The following is a 16439-nucleotide window of genomic DNA, read 5'->3' on the forward strand; positions in this document are numbered from 1 at the left end:
CGTCGTGGACGCGGGCGGTTTTTCGGCCGCCGAAAGCGCGCTGGGCATAGGCCGCTCCGCTATCAGCCAGCAAATGAGCGACCTCGAACAACGACTCGGTTTGCGTCTCTGCCAACGCGGACGCGCGGGGTTTTCACTGACCGAAGAAGGTCGCGAGGTGTATCAATCGGCCTTGCAGCTATTAAGTGCACTGGAAAGTTTCCGCACCGAGGTCAATGGCCTGCATCAACACTTGCGCGGTGAGCTGAATATCGGCTTGACCGACAACCTGGTCACCCTGCCCCACATGCGCATTACCCACGCATTGTCGCAACTGAAAGAACGCGGGCCGGACGTGCATATCCAGATTCGCATGATCGCGCCCAACGAAGTGGAACAAGGCGTGCTCGACGGCCGCCTGCACGTCGGCGTGGTGCCGCAGGCCAGTGCGTTGTCCGGGCTGGAATATCAGCCACTGTACAGTGAGCGCTCGCTGCTTTATTGCGCGGTCGGCCATCCGCTCTTCTATATGGACGATGCGGCGCTGGACGACCAACGCCTGGATGCCCAGGACGCCATCGCCCCGACCTTCCGCCTGCCGACCGAAATTCAGGCGCATTACCAGGCACTCAATTGCACCGCCAGTGCATCGGACCGGGAGGGCATGGCGTTTTTGATCCTGACCGGTCGCTACATCGGTTATCTGCCCGATCACTATGCCAGTCTGTGGGTCCAGCAAGGTCGCTTGCGCCAGTTGAAACCCTCGACGCGGTTCTATGATTTGAGTCTGGTTTCGGTCACACGCAAGGGTCGTCGGCCACACTTGGTTCTGGAGAGTTTTCTCGAGAGCCTCGCCGCCACGCGTTGATCGTCATTAAATGCAGCTCTACCACTTGTCGGATTGTCGCAGGTAGGTAATCTGTTCAAACGTTGTAGCCCATGACCCGTTCGGAACAGCCCATGACCTTTGAAGTCCCTGCGCACAGCACACCAACAACAATAAAACCTGCCAGCCGTATCCGACAGAAAAACGAAGAAGCGATCATCAAGGCCGCCGAAGACGAATTCGCTCGCCACGGTTTCAAGGGCACCAGCATGAACACCATTGCCCTGAACGCCGGGCTGCCCAAAGCCAACCTGCATTACTACTTCACCAATAAGCTCGGGCTATACGTCGCGGTGCTGAGCAATATCCTCGAGCAGTGGGACAACACCTTCAACGGACTGAGTGTCGAGGACGATCCCGCCGAAGCGTTGAGCAACTACATCCGCGCGAAGATGGAGTTCTCCCGACGCCAACCCTTGGCCTCGCGGATCTTCGCCATGGAAGTGATCAGCGGGGGCGAATGCCTGACCGAGTACTTCACTCAGGACTACCGCGACTGGTTCAGCAGTCGGGCCGCCGTCTTTCAAAGCTGGATCGACGCCGGAAAAATGGACCCGGTGGATCCGGTGAACCTGATTTTCCTGCTGTGGGGCAGCACCCAGCACTACGCCGATTTCGCCACGCAGATTTGCCGAGTCACCGGTCGTACACGCCTGACCAAGCAAGACATGGAGGCCGCGGGTGATAACCTTATCCGAATTATCCTTAAAGGTTGTGGGCTGACGCCGCCCACCGCTTGATCGAATAGCTGGAAATCTAATGCCATTTACCCTCGTCGGCCCTTGCGAATACCGTGAAGAAATTCGCAAGAGCCGCTTTATCACCCTCGCGGCACCGATCTCCAGCGCGGCTGACGCGCAAGCCTTCCTCGAACAAAACAGCGACCTCAACGCCACCCACAATTGCTGGGCCTGGAAGCTGACGGACCAATACCGCAGCAGCGACGACGGCGAACCCGGCGGCACGGCGGGCCGGCCGATCCTTGCAGCCATCGAAGCCCAGGAGTTTGACCAGGTCGTGGTGTTAGTCATCCGTTGGTACGGCGGCATCCAGCTGGGAACCGGCGGTCTTGCGCGCGCGTATGGCGGCGGCGCCAACAAATGCTTGCAGCAGGCGGATCGTGTTGCGTTGGTCAATCGCGTACCGTTGAGTTTCGATTGCAGCTTCAGTGAACTGGCGTTGGTCAAACTGCGTCTGGCCGAGCTGAACGGCTTAGTGGCCCACGAATCATTCACTGCCAATGGCGTGGAATTGCAGATATCCCTCGGGCCTGAGCACGTCGCACTCCTGCAACGCCAACTGGCAGACCTGAGCCGAGGCCGGATTGTGTTGCAGCGCTCATCTGTCGACTAATCCGCACTCGCTAATTGCCCACATCTACTGTGCATCCGCCTGTGGATAAGCTGAGCACATCCCCCTGCGCGCCATACAGAGCAAGGCGCCGCGACGACTGGTCACTTTTCAACCAATTACCCCATTAGCAAAATAAAACCACCCAAAAACAGGGTGTTAGCCTTGTATATCACGATCAGATCCAAGGCGGGCCTCGCTTATTTCCTGCATTTCGGCTTGCGCACAATAACTGTGGAGCAACCTGTGGATAAGCCGTGTAAGCCTGTCCCGAGGGCCGATGGCTCATAGGGTGCGCCCAAGTGATCATTTTTTGTTCAGTTTGCAGTATGCGATATCTCCACGCTTGAACTGCAACAACACCTGGGCCACCGTGGTCCACTGAATCCCCGAATCCACTTTTTGTACAAGGAGTTCACTTCATGCCGCATAACAAAACTGCGCTGATCATTGGTGCGTCCCGAGGGCTGGGCCTTGGCCTGGTGCAGCGTCTCTCGGAACAAGGCTGGCACGTCACCGCCACGGTGCGCGACCTGAAAAAGGTTGACGGCCCACACACTGTTCCCGGTGTGAGCGTCGAGCAGCTGGACATCAACGATCTGCAATCCCTTGAGGCCCTCACTCAGAAACTCAAAGGCCAGCTGTTTGATCTGTTATTCGTCAACGCCGGCATCAGCGGCACTCGACCTCAGAGTGCAACCCATGCCACCGCCCAGGAACTCGGTGAGCTGTTCATGACCAACGCCATCGCGCCGATTCGACTGGCGGAGCGGATGCTCGAAAACGTTCGTGCGAACACTGGCGTTCTGGCCTTTATGAGCTCGGTACTCGGCAGCGTCGGGTGCCCGGAAGGCAACGAGATGATGCTCTACAAAGCGAGCAAGGCGGCACTGAACTCACTGACCAACACCTTTGTCACTGAACTGCCTGAACCGAAACCGACGGTATTGTCGATGCACCCGGGCTGGGTGAAGACCGACATGGGTGGCGACGGCGCGGACATTGATGTGCAAACCAGCACTGATGGCCTGGTGAAGCAGGTTGAGGCGTATGCCGGCAAGGGCGGGCATCACTTTATCAATTACAAGGGTGAGACCATTCCCTGGTAATGACCCGAAAATCACAGGGCCTGTGCCAGGCACAAACTTACTGTAGGAGCTGCCGAAAGGTTTGGGCCGTACTCGGACGATCTATCGACATCGCGAAGGCCGTTCCGGCCTTATCGCAGCCTTCGGCAGCTCCTACAAGGTCAAGTGTGTTGCCTGAGAACATAGAATCTCCCACAGTTTTTTGCGCCAATCCGCATCAAAGCCCCAACAAAGACAACATCACAAACGTGGCGAATAACACAAAGTGGGTCATGCCTTCGATGGCGTTGGTTTCGCCGTCGTTGAGGTTGATCGCGCTGACCAGCAAGGTGATGAACACCATCACCGTCTGTACCGGCGTCATCGCCATCTGAAACGGTTGCCCGGTGTAAAGCGCCATCGCCTCCATCACTGGCACGGTCAGAATCACGGTGGATAACGAAGCACCGAGGGCGATGTTGACCACCGATTGCATGCGATTGGCCAAGGCCGCGCGCAAGGCGGTGAGGATTTCCGGCGCGGCGGAGATGGCCGCGACCAGAATTGCCGTCATCACCGGCGGCGCCCCGGTACCTTCCAGCCCGAGATCGATGGTCTTCGACATCACTTCAGCCAGCGCACCAATCACCACCACACCGAAGACCAAAGTCCCTATGGAGCGCACCAGGCTGATCGGCGGTTCTTCTGCCTCCACAGCATTCTTGCGCTTCTTTTGCGGGTAGCTGTAGCTGAAGAAATAACTGTGCGGACCGACCTGCATCCGCAGAAAAACCCCGTACAACATCACCATCGCGCCGATGGTGAACGCCGAGTAAATCTTCCAGTCGCCTTCGGGAATGAACTCCGGCACCACCATCGACACGCCCATCGCCGTAAGGATCATCACACTGTAGGTGCGCGCCGAATCATCGTTATAGGACTGCTCGCCATGCTTGAGTCCCCCCATCAACGCCGCCAGGCCGAGAATACCGTTGATGTCGAGCATCACCGCCGAATAGATCGTATCTCGTACCAGAGTCGGCGAAGGTTCGTTGCTCATCATGATCGCCAGGATCACCACTTCCACCAACACCGCGGCCAGCGTCAGGATCATCGTGCCGTAAGGGTCGCCGACCTTTTGCGCCAGCAACTCTGCATGATGGGCCACCCGCATCGACGCCGTAACGATGAACAACACCAGGACAATCCCGCCGGCCAATGCGACGCCTTGACCGTGAGACAGCAACGCGTGTTCCAAGGGAAACGCCAACAACGCGGCAACCAACGCCAACAGCAGAAATTTCTCTTCTCTTAAATAAGTCAGCATGGGCGGCCTTGGAAAATGAAGTCTGATTTCGCTGCTAACGGTAGCAGCAAAGCCTGTAGTTCACGGAATGAACCTGCTGGTCAGGTTTTTCCGCTCTCTGCGCTCATCCCTCTGTAGAATGCCGGGATCTGCACCTGATGAGAAAAGCATATGTACGAATGGCTAAACGCCCTGCCCAAGGCAGAACTGCACCTGCACCTTGAAGGCTCTCTGGAGCCCGAATTGCTTTTTGCACTGGCTGATCGGAACAAGATCGCCCTGCCCTGGAGCGATGTCGAAACCTTGCGCAAGGCGTATGCCTTCAACAACCTGCAAGAGTTTCTCGACTTGTACTATCGCGGCGCGGATGTGCTGCGTACCGAGCAGGATTTCTACGACCTGACCTGGGCTTACCTGCAACGCTGCAAGGCGCAGAACGTTGTTCATACCGAACCGTTCTTCGATCCACAGACCCACACTGATCGCGGCATCCCGTTTGAAGTGGTACTTAACGGCATCGCCACGGCGTTGAAAGATGGCCAGCAAACGCTCGGCGTCAGCAGCGGGTTGATCCTCAGCTTTCTGCGCCACCTGAGCGAAGAAGAAGCCGAGAAAACCCTCGACCAGGCATTGCCCTTCCGCGACGCATTCATCGCGGTCGGCCTCGACAGTTCTGAGATGGGCCATCCACCCAGCAAGTTCCAGCGAGTGTTCGATCGCGCACGCAACGAAGGCTTTTTGACCGTCGCCCACGCGGGCGAGGAAGGGCCGCCGGAGTACATCTGGCAGGCGCTGGATCTGTTGAAAATCGAGCGTATCGACCACGGCGTACGCGCCATCGAAGACGAGCGCCTGATGCAGCGCATCATCGACGAGCAAATCCCGCTGACGGTGTGCCCACTGTCCAACACCAAGCTGCGCGTGTTCGACGACATGGCCCAGCACAACATCCTCGACATGCTGGAGCGTGGCGTGAAGGTCACGGTGAACTCGGACGATCCGGCGTATTTCGGTGGCTACGTGACCGAGAACTTCCACGCACTGCACACCCATCTTGGGATGACTCAGGATCAGGCTAAACGTCTGGCGCAGAACAGCCTGGATGCGCGGTTGGTCAAACCCTGATAACTGGCAACACACATGCCCTCTGTAGAAGCTGCCGCAGGCTGCGATAAGGCCGGAACAACCTTCGCGGTGCAGATGGATTGCAGCCTGCGACAGCGCCTACAGAAAATTGTGTGTCGTCAGGCAGCCGACGCTATCTTGTTGATCTGTCGCTGCCCATTGGTTGAGACCTGCAAGGCCGTTGACTCATCCGTAGTCCGCAGCCAGCCCAACTGAATGAACAACTGCAGCAACCCCGCGCCCAACGCGCCACCCAGATGCGGCCTGCGCTCACTCCAGTCGGGGCAGGCGCAGACCGTCTGACGCTTTCGATGGGCCAGCGCCGGCACGTAAATCCCACACTCGGCAAAGTGCGCGACACCTTTACTGGTGACCTCGATCCGCTGTTCCTGTTGCTCGATCCAGCCGGCGCCCAGAAGGCGCGCATACAACTCGGCCGCCAATTCGCCGCCCAGATGGTCGTAGCAGACCCGCGCCCGGCGCAAGGGTAAAGGCGGCGTCGGTGGCACAACCGGCAAGGTGTTTTTACTGACGTGATCACAGCTGGCCAAGGAGGCACTGGCCAGCGCCTCGACCGCGGCGCCCACCTCCGGACCGGCCAGCCTGAAGAACCGCTTTCGACCCCGCTCCTCCTGCTTCAAGAGTCCGCCAGTGGCCAGTCGCGCCAGATGCGCACCCGCCGAAGACGTGGATAGACCCGCCAGCAAGGCCAACTCGTTCGCCGGGCGGGCAGTACCGTCCATTAACGCCCAGATCATTGCACTGCGCTTGGGGTCAGCCAGTAATGAGGCAATCTGGCTAATGCAAGGTGCATATTCCATGTATTCACTCCCTGTTGAATCATTCGTCTATCGCGCTGACATAGTGAACATCAAATTGGATCCAGCCAAGTCGCTAAGCCGCCAAAAACAGGGCTGTATTTCACTCATACGACCCGGACGCCTGGTTGCAGCCCTCACATGCCGCAAACATTTTTACGTCAGGCGCTGTTCGATAACGCCTGCTTGATAGCGTCCAGCGCATCAGACCTGCCTGACGACTAGAACGGACTCGGCCGATGACGCCAAGTATAAGCCCAGCGCCCCGCCGCGAAATGGGATTAAAACCTCAAGGCCGCCGCCCAGGACGGTCTGTAGGTAAAGTAGGGGCAGGTGTTCCGCATTGAAATATTCCGACATTTCTTCCGCACGCGTTAAAAGCATTGCAGGCCGGACACTTACCGACGACAACCATGAGCCCCCACGCAGGGCATAAGGGAAATGCCTACGAGAAAAACACACAAAACATACAAGAAAATACGAAGTAAAAAGGGCGTCACATGAGCCGGAAGCAGCTGGAAAATGTTTTTTTCTCAGAACCTTACCGTACCAAATGTCAGGCAATTCTTTATGGGCTGTAAGTCACAGCGACTTAAAACCCATGTCATTGGCTGACAGTCACTGGCGGCTCCAATTCGGCACAGCGTGACTTGAGCATCTCCCGCAATAAATTGACCGGTTTACTCAATTGCGCACGATGGGCACAGAGCAAATTCAGCGGCGCCAATTCACCCTGTAGCTCAGGCATCAACAGCTTCAAACGCCCGGCTTGCACATCCGCCGCAACATCCAGCCACGATTTATAGGCCACTCCCGCGCCCGCGACCGCCCACAACCGCACCACGTCGGCATCATCGCTGAAACGATCGCCATGCACCGTGAGGCTCATTTCTCGCTTGCCATCATGAAAGCGCCAATGGTCGTGGACCCGATTGCCTAACATGAACAACAGGCAATTATGCTGTGCCAGTTGCTCCAGATGCTGTGGCTCGCCATGACGCGCCAGGTAAGACGGCGCCGCACACAGCACCCGACGATTCGCCGGGGCGATGGGTAAGGCGATCAGACTTGAATCTTCCGGCTCGCCGTAGCGCAGGGCGATATCCACCGGCTGACGGAACAAGTCGGCAATTCGGTCTCCCAACAATAAGCGCACGGTGAGTTGTGGGTGCAGACGCTGAAAGTCGTCGAGCCAGGGTAATAAAACGTTACGACCAAAATCCGACGGTGCCGATAGCTGCAGGACGCCGCTCACCTGATCCTGGCGGCTGGCCAACAGTCGTCGCCCCTCCTCGAGACTGCCCAGCGCGGCCCGCGCATATTCGAGAAACCCCTCGCCTTCAGCGGTCAGCCGCAGACTGCGCGTCGAGCGCGCCAACAACCGTGCACCCAGTTGCTGTTCGATGCGTTTGAGCGCCGCGCTGGCGACCGCCGCCGACATGTCCATGCCCCGTGCGGCCGCAGACAAACTGCCGAGATCCGCGGCTCGAACGAACAACTGCAAATCATCAAATCGCAGCATGGTTGTTCCGTATTATCAAAAAAATATTGAAAGAGACTGCCGTTTTAGCGGGTTTTATCTTTAAGAGAAATAGCCAATCATCCCTCCATCAGATTTCTCAACCGACAAACGCCCTCACCCAAGGAATCAGCTATGTCGCAACCTTTTACCGTCATCGCCACGATCGTCGCCAAAGCTGGCCACGAAACCGCCCTGGAAAAAAGCCTGCGGGCGATTCTGCAACCCACGCGCGCCGAAGCTGGCTGCCTGAGTTACGAGCTGCACCAGGACCGTGAAAACAACGCCGCTTTTTATATGCTGGAGCGCTGGACCGACGACGCCGCGCTGGAAGCCCACGGCAACAGCGCGCACATCCAGGCATTCCGCGCTGAAGCAGGCGACCTAATCGAGCAGTTCGTGCTCAAGCGCGTGCAACATCTGGCCTGACCATCAGCCCCGCCCCCCTTATTTCATCTCTGAGGAACATGCCATGAAAGCCATCGCCTATTACCACTCGCTGCCCATCAGCGATCCGAAATCGTTGCAAGACATTGAGTTGCCCGAGCCCGTCGCCGGCCCCCGTGACCTGTTGGTTGAAGTCAAAGCCATCTCGGTAAACCCGGTCGACACCAAAGTTCGCCAGAACGCACAACCGGAAGGCGGGGCCGCCAAGGTGCTGGGCTGGGACGTGGCGGGCATCGTCAAGGCGGTCGGCAGCGAAGTGACGCTGTTTCAGCCGGGCGACAAGGTGTTCTATGCCGGGTCCATCGCTCGCGCTGGCGGCAATAGCGAACGGCACGTGGTCGATGAGCGAATCGTCGGGCGCATGCCAAAAACCCTGAGTTTTGCCGATGCCGCAGCGCTGCCGCTGACGGCCATCACCGCTTGGGAATTGTTGTTCGAGCGCCTGCAAATCGCTGAAGGCAGTGCCGACAAAGGGCAAAGCCTGATGATTGTCGGTGCCGCCGGTGGCGTCGGTTCGATCCTGACGCAACTGGCCCGCCAATTGACTGGGCTGAAGGTGATCGGCACCGCCTCGCGCCCGGAAACCCAAGCCTGGGCACGCGAACTGGGTGCACACCACGTACTGGATCACAGCCAGCCACTGAGCGAAGAATTGACTCGCGCCGGCTTGCCAGCGGTCACCCATGTCGCCAGCCTGACCCAGACCGATCAACACCTGACGCAACTGGTGGAGGCACTGGCGCCACAAGGTCGCCTGGCCTTGATCGATGATCCGAAAGCCCTCGACGTCGGTCAGCTCAAGCGCAAGAGCATTTCATTGCACTGGGAGTTCATGTACACCCGGTCGCTGTTCGAAACAGCCGACATGATCGAGCAGCATAATCTGCTCAATCGCGTGGCTGACCTGATCGATGCCGGCACGTTGAAGACCACCGTGGGCGAGCATTTCGGCACCATCAATGCCAGCAACCTGCGCCGGGCACATGAGCTGCTGGAAAGCGGCAGGGCCAAAGGCAAGATCGTGCTCGAAGGGTTCTGATCAAGCGGGAGGACAACGGATTGACGCAGGCTTATGACGATTTGATTACTGTTTAAAAAAACAGCGCCGTCAGTCAGACATTTGACCTGCGTCATCCCACGCCCCAAAGCCAAGGCTACAATTGGCCTTCCCGCCACTCTCGAGGAAGTCAGTATGAAAGTTCTGGTACGTGAGTTAGCAAAGTCCCAAGGCATCGAATGGCAAGTCATCCTCGACCAACATGCCGTGAGTTTTCGCAGTGAAGCCGAAGCCCGCGCCTTTGTTGCCACCCTTGAATCCCGGCTGCAGGCGCCACATACACTGCCCAAACATCAGCTACACGCCACGGGCTGACTCCAGACCCTTTGCTGTCAGACCTTGGCCGTAACACCCGCCTGTGCGTCACGCGTATGTTGCAGACGGCGGGTCAACAAGGTAGCGCCAACCGCGCACACTCCACACAAACTGATCACCATGGCCATGGGCATGGCGCTACCGTCGTGTAATACGCCAACCAGTGCCGCTGCGCCCGCAGCAACGCTGAATTGCAGGCAGCCGAGCATCGCCGATGCACTGCCGGCGCGCGCGCCCTGACCACTCATGGCGCAGGCCGACGCGTTGGGAATAATGCAGCCCAAGCTGGCAATGCAGATGAACAACGGAATCAGCAGTGGCCACAGTGCCTGCGTGTGCAGCGAGGAAATTCCGAGCAGCACCAGCGCCGCCGCCAGGTACACCCAAATCGCCCGTGACAACAAATACGCGGGACCGAACTTGCGCAATAGCCGTGCGTTGACTTGAGCCACCAAAATAAAACCCGCGGCATTCGAGCCGAATAACCAGCCGTAATGCTCGGCCGGCACGCCGTAGAGTTTGATAAAAACAAACGGCGACCCGGCGATGTACGCGAACATCCCGGCAATGGCGATACCGCCAGTGAGCGCGTGACCCAGGAAAATCCGATCGCCCAGCAAGCGCCCATATTGCTTGATCGCACCTGCCAGGGGATGACGCGGGTGTTCGGCCGGCATGCTTTCCGGCAGCCCGCGAGCGACCGCCAACCAGCTGCAGGCGCTGAATGCAGTGAGCACCAGGAAGATCGATTGCCAGCTATACAGATTGACCAACAGACCACCGAGCATCGGCGCGAGGATCGGCGCCAGGCCCATCACCAACATCAGTTGTGAAAAGACTTTTGCCGACTCCACCGGGTTGCATTTGTCGCTGACGATGGCCCGCGACAACACCATCCCGGCGCAACCACCCAGGGCCTGGACGAAGCGCGCGGCAATCAGCCAGTCGAGGGTCGGCGCAAAGGAACAGGCCAGTGACGCCAGGGTGAAAAGCCCGACCCCCACCAGCAGCGGCACACGACGGCCGAAGCGGTCCGCGACCGGACCGTAGCCCAACTGGCCAATCGACAGCCCGAGAAAATACGCCGCCAGCGTTAGCTGTACGTGTTGTTCATCCGTGCCGAACGCCAGGGCAATCGCCGGGAAACCGGGCAAGTAGAAATCAATGGCCAACGGGCCAAAAGCGCTCAAGGCGCCCAGAATCAGAATGGTCTTAAGGTTCATCAGGTATCCAAAGCGGTATACAGCGCAGATGGCTAGTTTAACCGGCTTGGATCCTGTAATTGTCCCCAGAGGGAAATTACTTGGTAATTTTTCAGATACAGTTGATCCGCAGGAGCTTCGACTAACAAAAAAATCAAACCACCCGCACCACGTACCCTTCAGACGTGATCAAGCTGGATATCTCATCCGCCCCCAGCTTGCTCTCCACCCGCACCTCGCCACTGGCCAGATCGATCTGTACGTCAGCGGCTGGATCACTGCCTTTCAGCACTTGGGTGATTGCCCGCACACAGTGGCCGCATGTCATACCTTGAACATTAAATCGTTGCATGATGGCGCTCCTCAGTAAGATTGCAGGCATGTTCAACCTTTCCACCATGGCAAGGTCAAGTATCTGTTTTCTCTGCCGGGCTGGTATTCGTCTCGCGGCTCGGCCAAGCTTCGACATCAAATGTATTAAACGCAGGAGTATCAGCAATGCGCTGGTCAGCATTCAGCCTATTTAGCATCCTCAGCCTGTTGGCATCAGCACCCTGGGCCACCGCCAGTGCACAGAGTTACAGCGTATTGATCATCTCCCGCGAGCGACTGGAAGTGGCCACCTCTTGCGAAATCGGTGTGTACATCGAGGATCAACTGGTCGGCCGATTGTTCCAGGAAGAGTCCACGTCATTCAATCTGGCACCCGGCAGGATCAACGTGCGCCTGCGCCTGCTGCCCGGGCAAGCCCCCGGCTGCGCACCAGGAATGGACGTGCCCCCTTCACAGGTGATCGACCTGAGCCCTGGTGCAATTCGTAAATACGCCATCGCATTAGGCTCCAAAGGTATGTACCTGAAACAAGCGGCGCTGGGCTATTGAGTCAACCCGTGATCGAGGGAACCCGATGAACATCGGCCAAGCCGCCAAGCACAGTGGCCTGAGCGCCAAGATGATTCGTTACTACGAGTCCACTGGCCTGCTGCAGGCTGCGCATCGTACCGACAGCGGTTATCGCCTGTATGGCCAGAGCGACCTGCATACCCTGGCGTTCATCAAGCGCTCGCGGGATCTGGGCTTTTCGCTGGAAGAAGTCGGAAAACTGCTGACCCTCTGGCAGGATCGCAGCCGTGCCAGCGCCGACGTGAAAGGCCTGGCTCACGAACACATCACCGCCCTGAACCAGAAGATCGAAGAGCTGACCAGTTTGCGTAATACCCTGCAGGATCTGGTCGAGCATTGCCACGGCGACCATCGTCCGGACTGTCCGATCCTTAAGGATCTGGAGTCGGGCGGGTGTTGCACCTGATTCGGAATTTCCCTGTAGGAGCTGCCGAAGGTTGCGATAGATCGCCGCCGCACACAGGCCCTTCCGGCCTGATCGAAGCGTTTGGCAGCCCCTACAGTTTTAGTGCATTTCAACGGCAATAAAAAATCCGGCCTGAGCCGGATTTTTTGTGAGCGAATTACTGCATCCAGGGCGGAGGCGGTTCTTCGGTCTTGCTCGGTGGTGCATCGTCCGCCGCGCGAGCAGCCTGACGACGATCTTCGTCGAGACGCGCCGCTTCGATTTCCCGCAGAACCCCGCCGACATCGGCCAGGTCTTCAGGCTCATCGAACTCGCCGGTCAACACGCTGGCCGGGTGCAAAGTGCCGGCTTCAAACAACGCCCACATTTCTTTCGCGTAGCGAGTGTTCTTCAACTCCGGGGCAAAACGCCCGAAGTACGAAGCCATGTTGCCGACGTCACGCTCCAGCATGCTGAACGCGTGGTTGTTGCCCGCGGCATCTACTGCTTGCGGCAGATCGATGATCACCGGACCTGTCGGGGTCAACAGCACGTTGAACTCGGACAAGTCGCCATGCACCAACCCGGTACAGAGCATCAACACGATTTGGCTGATCAGAAACGCGTGGTGCTCGCGCGCCTCGTCAGCGTTCATCACCACGTCGTTCAAACGCGGCGCCGCATCGCCGTATTCGTCCGCCACCAATTCCATCAACAGCACGCCTTCGAGGAAGTCGAACGGCTTGGGCACGCGCACACCGGCGCTGGCCAGTCGAAACAAAGCCGCTACTTCGGCGTTTTGCCAGGCGTCCTCTGTCTCTTTACGACCGAACTTCGAACCTTTGGCCATCGCTCGGGCCTGCCGGCTGTTACGAACCTTGCGACCCTCCTGATACTCCGCGGCTTGCCGAAAACTTCGTTTGTTCGCCTCCTTGTAAACTTTGGCACACCGCAACTCATTGCCACAGCGCACCACATAAACAGCTGCTTCTTTACCACTCATGAGTGGGCGCAGCACCTCGTCGACCAGACCGTCCTCGATCAGGGGTTCAATGCGTTTTGGAGTCTTCATCAGCTTTTATTGTGGGTCCTTCGTTGCCAAACACGCGATTGTTGCTCGTTATACGGCAATCCTCTCACACCGAGTAGTGGATGCCGACCTTTGACCGTCACAGATTTGCGAAAGGCTTCAATTATTTAGCAGCTTCCATGCCGGGCAGCGCATAGCCAACCACCTTAGGTGATGACCACGCAAGTTGTAAGACGTTTTATCCATTGGTAACAAACTGGCAAAAGATCTGCCACCTCAGTGCTTGAACAGCTCACCGGGGGTAAAGCCGAACAACCCCTTGAAAGCCGCGATAAACGCCGAGGTCGAATCATAACCCGATGACAGCGCCGTGCTGGTAACGCTATCGCCCTCTTCCAGTGCACTCAGTGACGACAAAAGCCGCACCCGCTGGCGCCAACCGCGAAAGCTCAAACCGGTTTCGCGCTGGAACAGGCGCATCAGGGTTTTCTCGGAAGTCCCCAGGCGGTCCGCCCACTCATGCAGCGTCACCGGTTGGCCCGGATGCTCGATCAGTTCATTACACAGCCCCAAAAGGCGCGGATGTCGGGGCAGCGGTAGGGAAAAGCCGACCTCGGGCAAGTCCTGTAATTGATCGAGCAACACCCCCACCAGCCTTTCCTCAGAACTGCCGTCCTGTGGATAACTTACGGGCAGCAGGCAAAAACTTTTGATCAGCTCGCGGGCCAGTGGCGTGACTTCCAGCACTCGACAGCGCTCAGACGCCCAAGGGCAATCCTCCTTGCGTACATACAGGCTGCGCATCTCGGCGCGGGTCGAAGTGGCCACGTCGTGTTCGACACCGGCCGGAATCCACACCCCCCACTGCGGCGGCGCAAAGAAACTGCCCTCGGCGGTGTGCACCCCCAGCACGCCACTGATCGCGTAGGAAAACTGCACCCAGTCGTGCTGATGCGGCGGCGTCCACGACCCGGCGCCCAAACTCTCGGCCCGCGCGTAGATCGGACGCGGCAAGGCCTCCAGGGTTGGAATCTGACGTTCGGTACCACGTTGTCCGTTAGTCGGCATCGATTGGCCTTGTGTCGCAAGACGGTAAGAGATGCCTACGTTACCCTTCATACATCCTTTTTTACAAAGATTCTCCGAAGCTACGCCCATGCGCGCCTTCAAGCATCTCTAACGCGTCGTCACGGACTGGTTCCTCTGCGGCATGCTCGTTGCCACCATCCTGGCTTACTTGTTTCCTACGTTCGGCGGTGCCGGCGGTGCGATGGATGCCGTCGACCATCTTTTCGTCCGTGGCCCTGACCGGCAGCGCCAGCGGCAACGTGCCGGCAGTGTTTTGTGCCAGCAAGAAATCCCTGGCTGCTGGCGCGCCGATGGCAGCGCTGATCTTCGGCGCCAACCCGGGACTGGGCTTGATTCTGTTGCCGATCATGATCTACCACCCGATGCAGTTGATCGTGTGCTCGGTGATGGCGGAGAGTTATGCCTCCCGGAATAAGCTGCAAAAAAGCGCAGGCCAGTGCCTTGGCTCAATCGGCCTGAACGCAATCCTGGTAGGAGCGAACTTGTTCGCGAGGCGTAGTGTCAGGTACACCGCGTCAAGCTGCTCGCCAACAAGTTGGCTCCTACAATGCGCCATTGCAGGCTCTGCATCACCGCTCGATAATCGCGGTAACCCCCTGCCCGCCCGCGGCACAAATTGACACCAACCCACGCCCCTGCCCTGCCACCGCCAGCAACTTGGCCAGGTTGGCGACAATCCGGGCCCCGGTCGCGGCAAACGGGTGCCCGGCCGCCAGTGAGCTGCCTTTGACGTTCAACTTGCTGCGATCAATCGATCCCAGCGCGCCGTCCAACCCCAGCCGAGTCTGGCAATACTCCGGGTCCTCCCACGCCTTGAGCGTGCACAGCACCTGGGCGGCGAAGGCTTCGTGGATTTCGTAATAGTCAAAATCCTGCAAGCTCAGATTGTTGCGCGCCAATAAACGCGGCACCGCGTAGACCGGTGCCATGAGCAAACCTTCGGCGCCGTTGACGAAATCCACTGCCGCCGCCTCACCATCGCGCAAGTAAGCCAACACCGGCAGGCCGCGCTCGCAGGCCCAGTCTTCGCTGGCCAACAGCACCAACGAGGCGCCGTCGGTCAGCGGCGTGGAGTTCCCAGCAGTCAATGTGCCTTTGCTGCTGCGCTCGAAGGCGGGTTTCAGGCTGGCGAGTTTGGCCAGGGTCAGGTCCGGGCGCAGGTTCTGATCGCGGGTCAGGCCACGATACGGCGTCAGCAAATCGTCCTGCCAGCCCTCAGCGTAAGCGGCTGCCATCTTCAGATGGCTTTCCAGCGCCAGCTCATCCTGCGCTTCGCGGGAAATGCCCCAGGCTTGCGCCATCAATTCGCAGTGCTGTCCCATCGACAACCCGGTACGCGGTTCGCCATTGCGTGGCAGTTCCGGCTTGAGGTTATGGGGCCGCAGTTGCAGTAAGGCCTTGAGTTTCTCCGCGCTGGTTTTACTGCGATTGACCTGCAACAGAATGTGCCGCAGATCCTCGTTGACCCCGATCGGCGCGTCAGACGTGGTGTCCACACCGCCGGCAATCCCGCATTCGATCTGCCCCAAGGCGATTTTATTGGCGACCATCAGCGCCGCTTCCAGCCCAGTGCCACAGGCTTGCTGGATGTCGTAGGCCGGGGTCTGTGGCGACAGACGCGAGCCCAGCACACATTCGCGGGTCAGGTTGAAGTCCCGGGAGTGCTTGAGCACCGCCCCGGCCGCCACTTCACCCATGCGCAGACCGTGCAGGTTAAAACGCTCGATCAAGCCCTCCAGCGCCGCCGTCAGCATCTCCTGATTACTCGCCGTGGCATAAGGCCCGTTGGAGCGGGCGAAGGGAATGCGATTGCCGCCGACGATGGCAACCCGACGTGGCTGATTCATAAAAACTCCCTTTTTAATAGACGAAATGCACAACTGTTAGCGTAGGAGGTATCGGAGCGAACGCTGCCACGCGCCAGCGGTCCATTGTTTGAACCCCGGCTCAAGGAGAGCGTT

Annotated in this window: 18 protein-coding genes and 1 pseudogene (1 of these 19 cut by a window edge); 11 read left to right on the forward strand and 8 right to left on the reverse strand. The window is 58.5% G+C overall.

Translation table 11 applies throughout. The annotated features are described in order from the left end of the window. The 4 genes from ACF0H7_RS28050 to ACF0H7_RS28065 form a co-directional block, all read left to right on the forward strand. Positions 1 to 847: the 3' portion of a LysR family transcriptional regulator gene (locus ACF0H7_RS28050; RefSeq protein ID WP_397450056.1), read on the forward strand. 74 nt of this gene lie to the left of the window's left edge; only the last 847 of its 921 coding nucleotides appear in the window; the start codon falls outside the window, past its left edge; the stop codon is at positions 845 to 847. A gap of 92 nt (positions 848 to 939) precedes the next feature. After that, a complete protein-coding gene (locus ACF0H7_RS28055; protein ID WP_397454044.1) occupies positions 940 to 1605 on the forward strand; it encodes a TetR/AcrR family transcriptional regulator in 666 nt (221 codons plus the stop codon). A 19-nt stretch (positions 1606 to 1624) separates the two neighbouring features. After that, on the forward strand, positions 1625 to 2218 hold the full coding sequence (locus tag ACF0H7_RS28060; RefSeq protein WP_397450057.1) for an IMPACT family protein: 594 nt from the start codon (positions 1625 to 1627) through the stop codon (positions 2216 to 2218). A 419-nt stretch (positions 2219 to 2637) separates the two neighbouring features. Then, positions 2638 to 3324 (forward strand): SDR family oxidoreductase, encoded by a 687-nt coding sequence (locus ACF0H7_RS28065; protein ID WP_397450058.1) that lies wholly within the window; start codon positions 2638 to 2640, stop codon positions 3322 to 3324. A 196-nt stretch (positions 3325 to 3520) separates the two neighbouring features. On the opposite strand, the gene ACF0H7_RS28070 is transcribed toward ACF0H7_RS28065, so the two are convergent. Further along, entirely contained in the window at positions 3521 to 4609 is a 1089-nt protein-coding gene (locus tag ACF0H7_RS28070; RefSeq protein WP_397450059.1) for a calcium:proton antiporter, read from the reverse strand. 150 nt (positions 4610 to 4759) lie between these two features. Between ACF0H7_RS28070 and ACF0H7_RS28075 the strand changes: the two genes are divergently transcribed. Then, on the forward strand, positions 4760 to 5713 hold the full coding sequence (locus ACF0H7_RS28075) for an adenosine deaminase (protein ID WP_397450060.1): 954 nt from the start codon (positions 4760 to 4762) through the stop codon (positions 5711 to 5713). 119 nt (positions 5714 to 5832) lie between these two features. Here the strand turns inward: ACF0H7_RS28075 and ACF0H7_RS28080 are convergent, their stop codons facing one another. Together ACF0H7_RS28080 and ACF0H7_RS28085 are read right to left on the reverse strand one after the other, a co-directional pair. Continuing rightward, the gene (locus ACF0H7_RS28080) at positions 5833 to 6534 is read right to left on the reverse strand and encodes an ArsR/SmtB family transcription factor (RefSeq protein WP_397450061.1); all 702 of its coding nucleotides are present in this window, start codon (positions 6532 to 6534) and stop codon (positions 5833 to 5835) included. Positions 6535 to 7135: 601 nt separating this feature from the next. Beyond that, entirely contained in the window at positions 7136 to 8053 is a 918-nt protein-coding gene (locus ACF0H7_RS28085) for a LysR family transcriptional regulator (protein ID WP_397450062.1), read from the reverse strand. Positions 8054 to 8185: 132 nt separating this feature from the next. Between ACF0H7_RS28085 and ACF0H7_RS28090 the strand changes: the two genes are divergently transcribed. From ACF0H7_RS28090 to ACF0H7_RS28100, 3 genes are all read left to right on the forward strand, one after another. Then, positions 8186 to 8479 carry a putative quinol monooxygenase gene (locus ACF0H7_RS28090; RefSeq protein ID WP_397450063.1) on the forward strand — a complete coding sequence of 98 codons (294 nt, stop codon included), beginning with the start codon at positions 8186 to 8188 and terminating at the stop codon, positions 8477 to 8479. A 43-nt stretch (positions 8480 to 8522) separates the two neighbouring features. Next, a complete protein-coding gene (locus tag ACF0H7_RS28095; protein WP_397450064.1) occupies positions 8523 to 9536 on the forward strand; it encodes a zinc-binding alcohol dehydrogenase family protein in 1014 nt (337 codons plus the stop codon). A 153-nt stretch (positions 9537 to 9689) separates the two neighbouring features. Further along, positions 9690 to 9869, forward strand: a complete 180-nt coding sequence (locus ACF0H7_RS28100; RefSeq protein WP_397450065.1) for a hypothetical protein — start codon at positions 9690 to 9692, stop codon at positions 9867 to 9869. A 17-nt stretch (positions 9870 to 9886) separates the two neighbouring features. On the opposite strand, the gene ACF0H7_RS28105 is transcribed toward ACF0H7_RS28100, so the two are convergent. Both ACF0H7_RS28105 and ACF0H7_RS28110 read right to left on the reverse strand, forming a co-directional pair. After that, a complete protein-coding gene (locus tag ACF0H7_RS28105; RefSeq protein ID WP_397450066.1) occupies positions 9887 to 11092 on the reverse strand; it encodes a multidrug effflux MFS transporter in 1206 nt (401 codons plus the stop codon). 133 nt (positions 11093 to 11225) lie between these two features. Then, positions 11226 to 11423, reverse strand: coding sequence for a heavy-metal-associated domain-containing protein (locus ACF0H7_RS28110; protein ID WP_397450067.1), 198 nt, complete (start codon positions 11421 to 11423; stop codon positions 11226 to 11228). Between the two features lie 146 nt (positions 11424 to 11569). On the opposite strand from ACF0H7_RS28110, the gene ACF0H7_RS28115 reads away from it, so the two are divergent. After that, on the forward strand, positions 11570 to 11953 hold the full coding sequence (locus ACF0H7_RS28115; RefSeq protein ID WP_397450068.1) for a hypothetical protein: 384 nt from the start codon (positions 11570 to 11572) through the stop codon (positions 11951 to 11953). A 25-nt stretch (positions 11954 to 11978) separates the two neighbouring features. After that, positions 11979 to 12380, forward strand: a complete 402-nt coding sequence (cueR, locus tag ACF0H7_RS28120; protein WP_397450069.1) for a Cu(I)-responsive transcriptional regulator — start codon at positions 11979 to 11981, stop codon at positions 12378 to 12380. A 157-nt stretch (positions 12381 to 12537) separates the two neighbouring features. Here the strand turns inward: cueR and ACF0H7_RS28125 are convergent, their stop codons facing one another. Continuing rightward, positions 12538 to 13431, reverse strand: a complete 894-nt coding sequence (locus ACF0H7_RS28125; RefSeq protein WP_397450070.1) for a PA4780 family RIO1-like protein kinase — start codon at positions 13429 to 13431, stop codon at positions 12538 to 12540. 234 nt (positions 13432 to 13665) lie between these two features. After that, entirely contained in the window at positions 13666 to 14457 is a 792-nt protein-coding gene (locus ACF0H7_RS28130) for an AraC family transcriptional regulator (protein ID WP_397450071.1), read from the reverse strand. A 260-nt stretch (positions 14458 to 14717) separates the two neighbouring features. Between ACF0H7_RS28130 and ACF0H7_RS28135 the strand changes: the two are divergent. Then, positions 14718 to 14894, forward strand: a pseudogene (locus ACF0H7_RS28135) (bile acid:sodium symporter); the annotation flags it as partial. Between the two features lie 153 nt (positions 14895 to 15047). Here the strand turns inward: ACF0H7_RS28135 and ACF0H7_RS28140 are convergent. Beyond that, on the reverse strand, positions 15048 to 16325 hold the full coding sequence (locus tag ACF0H7_RS28140) for an acetyl-CoA C-acetyltransferase (protein WP_397450072.1): 1278 nt from the start codon (positions 16323 to 16325) through the stop codon (positions 15048 to 15050). Positions 16326 to 16439 lie beyond the last annotated feature (114 nt).

It is taken from the genome of Pseudomonas sp. NA-150 (assembly GCF_044336365.1).
Lineage (GTDB): Bacteria > Pseudomonadota > Gammaproteobacteria > Pseudomonadales > Pseudomonadaceae > Aquipseudomonas.

Excerpts from the sequence above, each read along its gene's own strand:
- ACF0H7_RS28055 (WP_397454044.1), top strand. The coding sequence starts at position 940 with ATGACCTTTGAAGTCCCTGCGCACAGCACACCAACAACAATAAAACCT.
- ACF0H7_RS28060 (WP_397450057.1), top strand. The coding sequence starts at position 1,625 with ATGCCATTTACCCTCGTCGGCCCTTGCGAATACCGTGAAGAAATTCGC.
- ACF0H7_RS28065 (WP_397450058.1), top strand. The coding sequence starts at position 2,638 with ATGCCGCATAACAAAACTGCGCTGATCATTGGTGCGTCCCGAGGGCTG.
- ACF0H7_RS28070 (WP_397450059.1), bottom strand. The coding sequence starts at position 4,609 with ATGCTGACTTATTTAAGAGAAGAGAAATTTCTGCTGTTGGCGTTGGTT.
- ACF0H7_RS28075 (WP_397450060.1), top strand. The coding sequence starts at position 4,760 with ATGTACGAATGGCTAAACGCCCTGCCCAAGGCAGAACTGCACCTGCAC.
- ACF0H7_RS28080 (WP_397450061.1), bottom strand. The coding sequence starts at position 6,534 with ATGGAATATGCACCTTGCATTAGCCAGATTGCCTCATTACTGGCTGAC.
- ACF0H7_RS28085 (WP_397450062.1), bottom strand. The coding sequence starts at position 8,053 with ATGCTGCGATTTGATGATTTGCAGTTGTTCGTTCGAGCCGCGGATCTC.
- ACF0H7_RS28090 (WP_397450063.1), top strand. The coding sequence starts at position 8,186 with ATGTCGCAACCTTTTACCGTCATCGCCACGATCGTCGCCAAAGCTGGC.
- ACF0H7_RS28095 (WP_397450064.1), top strand. The coding sequence starts at position 8,523 with ATGAAAGCCATCGCCTATTACCACTCGCTGCCCATCAGCGATCCGAAA.
- ACF0H7_RS28100 (WP_397450065.1), top strand. The coding sequence starts at position 9,690 with ATGAAAGTTCTGGTACGTGAGTTAGCAAAGTCCCAAGGCATCGAATGG.
- ACF0H7_RS28105 (WP_397450066.1), bottom strand. The coding sequence starts at position 11,092 with ATGAACCTTAAGACCATTCTGATTCTGGGCGCCTTGAGCGCTTTTGGC.
- ACF0H7_RS28110 (WP_397450067.1), bottom strand. The coding sequence starts at position 11,423 with ATGCAACGATTTAATGTTCAAGGTATGACATGCGGCCACTGTGTGCGG.
- ACF0H7_RS28115 (WP_397450068.1), top strand. The coding sequence starts at position 11,570 with ATGCGCTGGTCAGCATTCAGCCTATTTAGCATCCTCAGCCTGTTGGCA.
- cueR (WP_397450069.1), top strand. The coding sequence starts at position 11,979 with ATGAACATCGGCCAAGCCGCCAAGCACAGTGGCCTGAGCGCCAAGATG.
- ACF0H7_RS28125 (WP_397450070.1), bottom strand. The coding sequence starts at position 13,431 with ATGAAGACTCCAAAACGCATTGAACCCCTGATCGAGGACGGTCTGGTC.
- ACF0H7_RS28130 (WP_397450071.1), bottom strand. The coding sequence starts at position 14,457 with ATGCCGACTAACGGACAACGTGGTACCGAACGTCAGATTCCAACCCTG.
- ACF0H7_RS28140 (WP_397450072.1), bottom strand. The coding sequence starts at position 16,325 with ATGAATCAGCCACGTCGGGTTGCCATCGTCGGCGGCAATCGCATTCCC.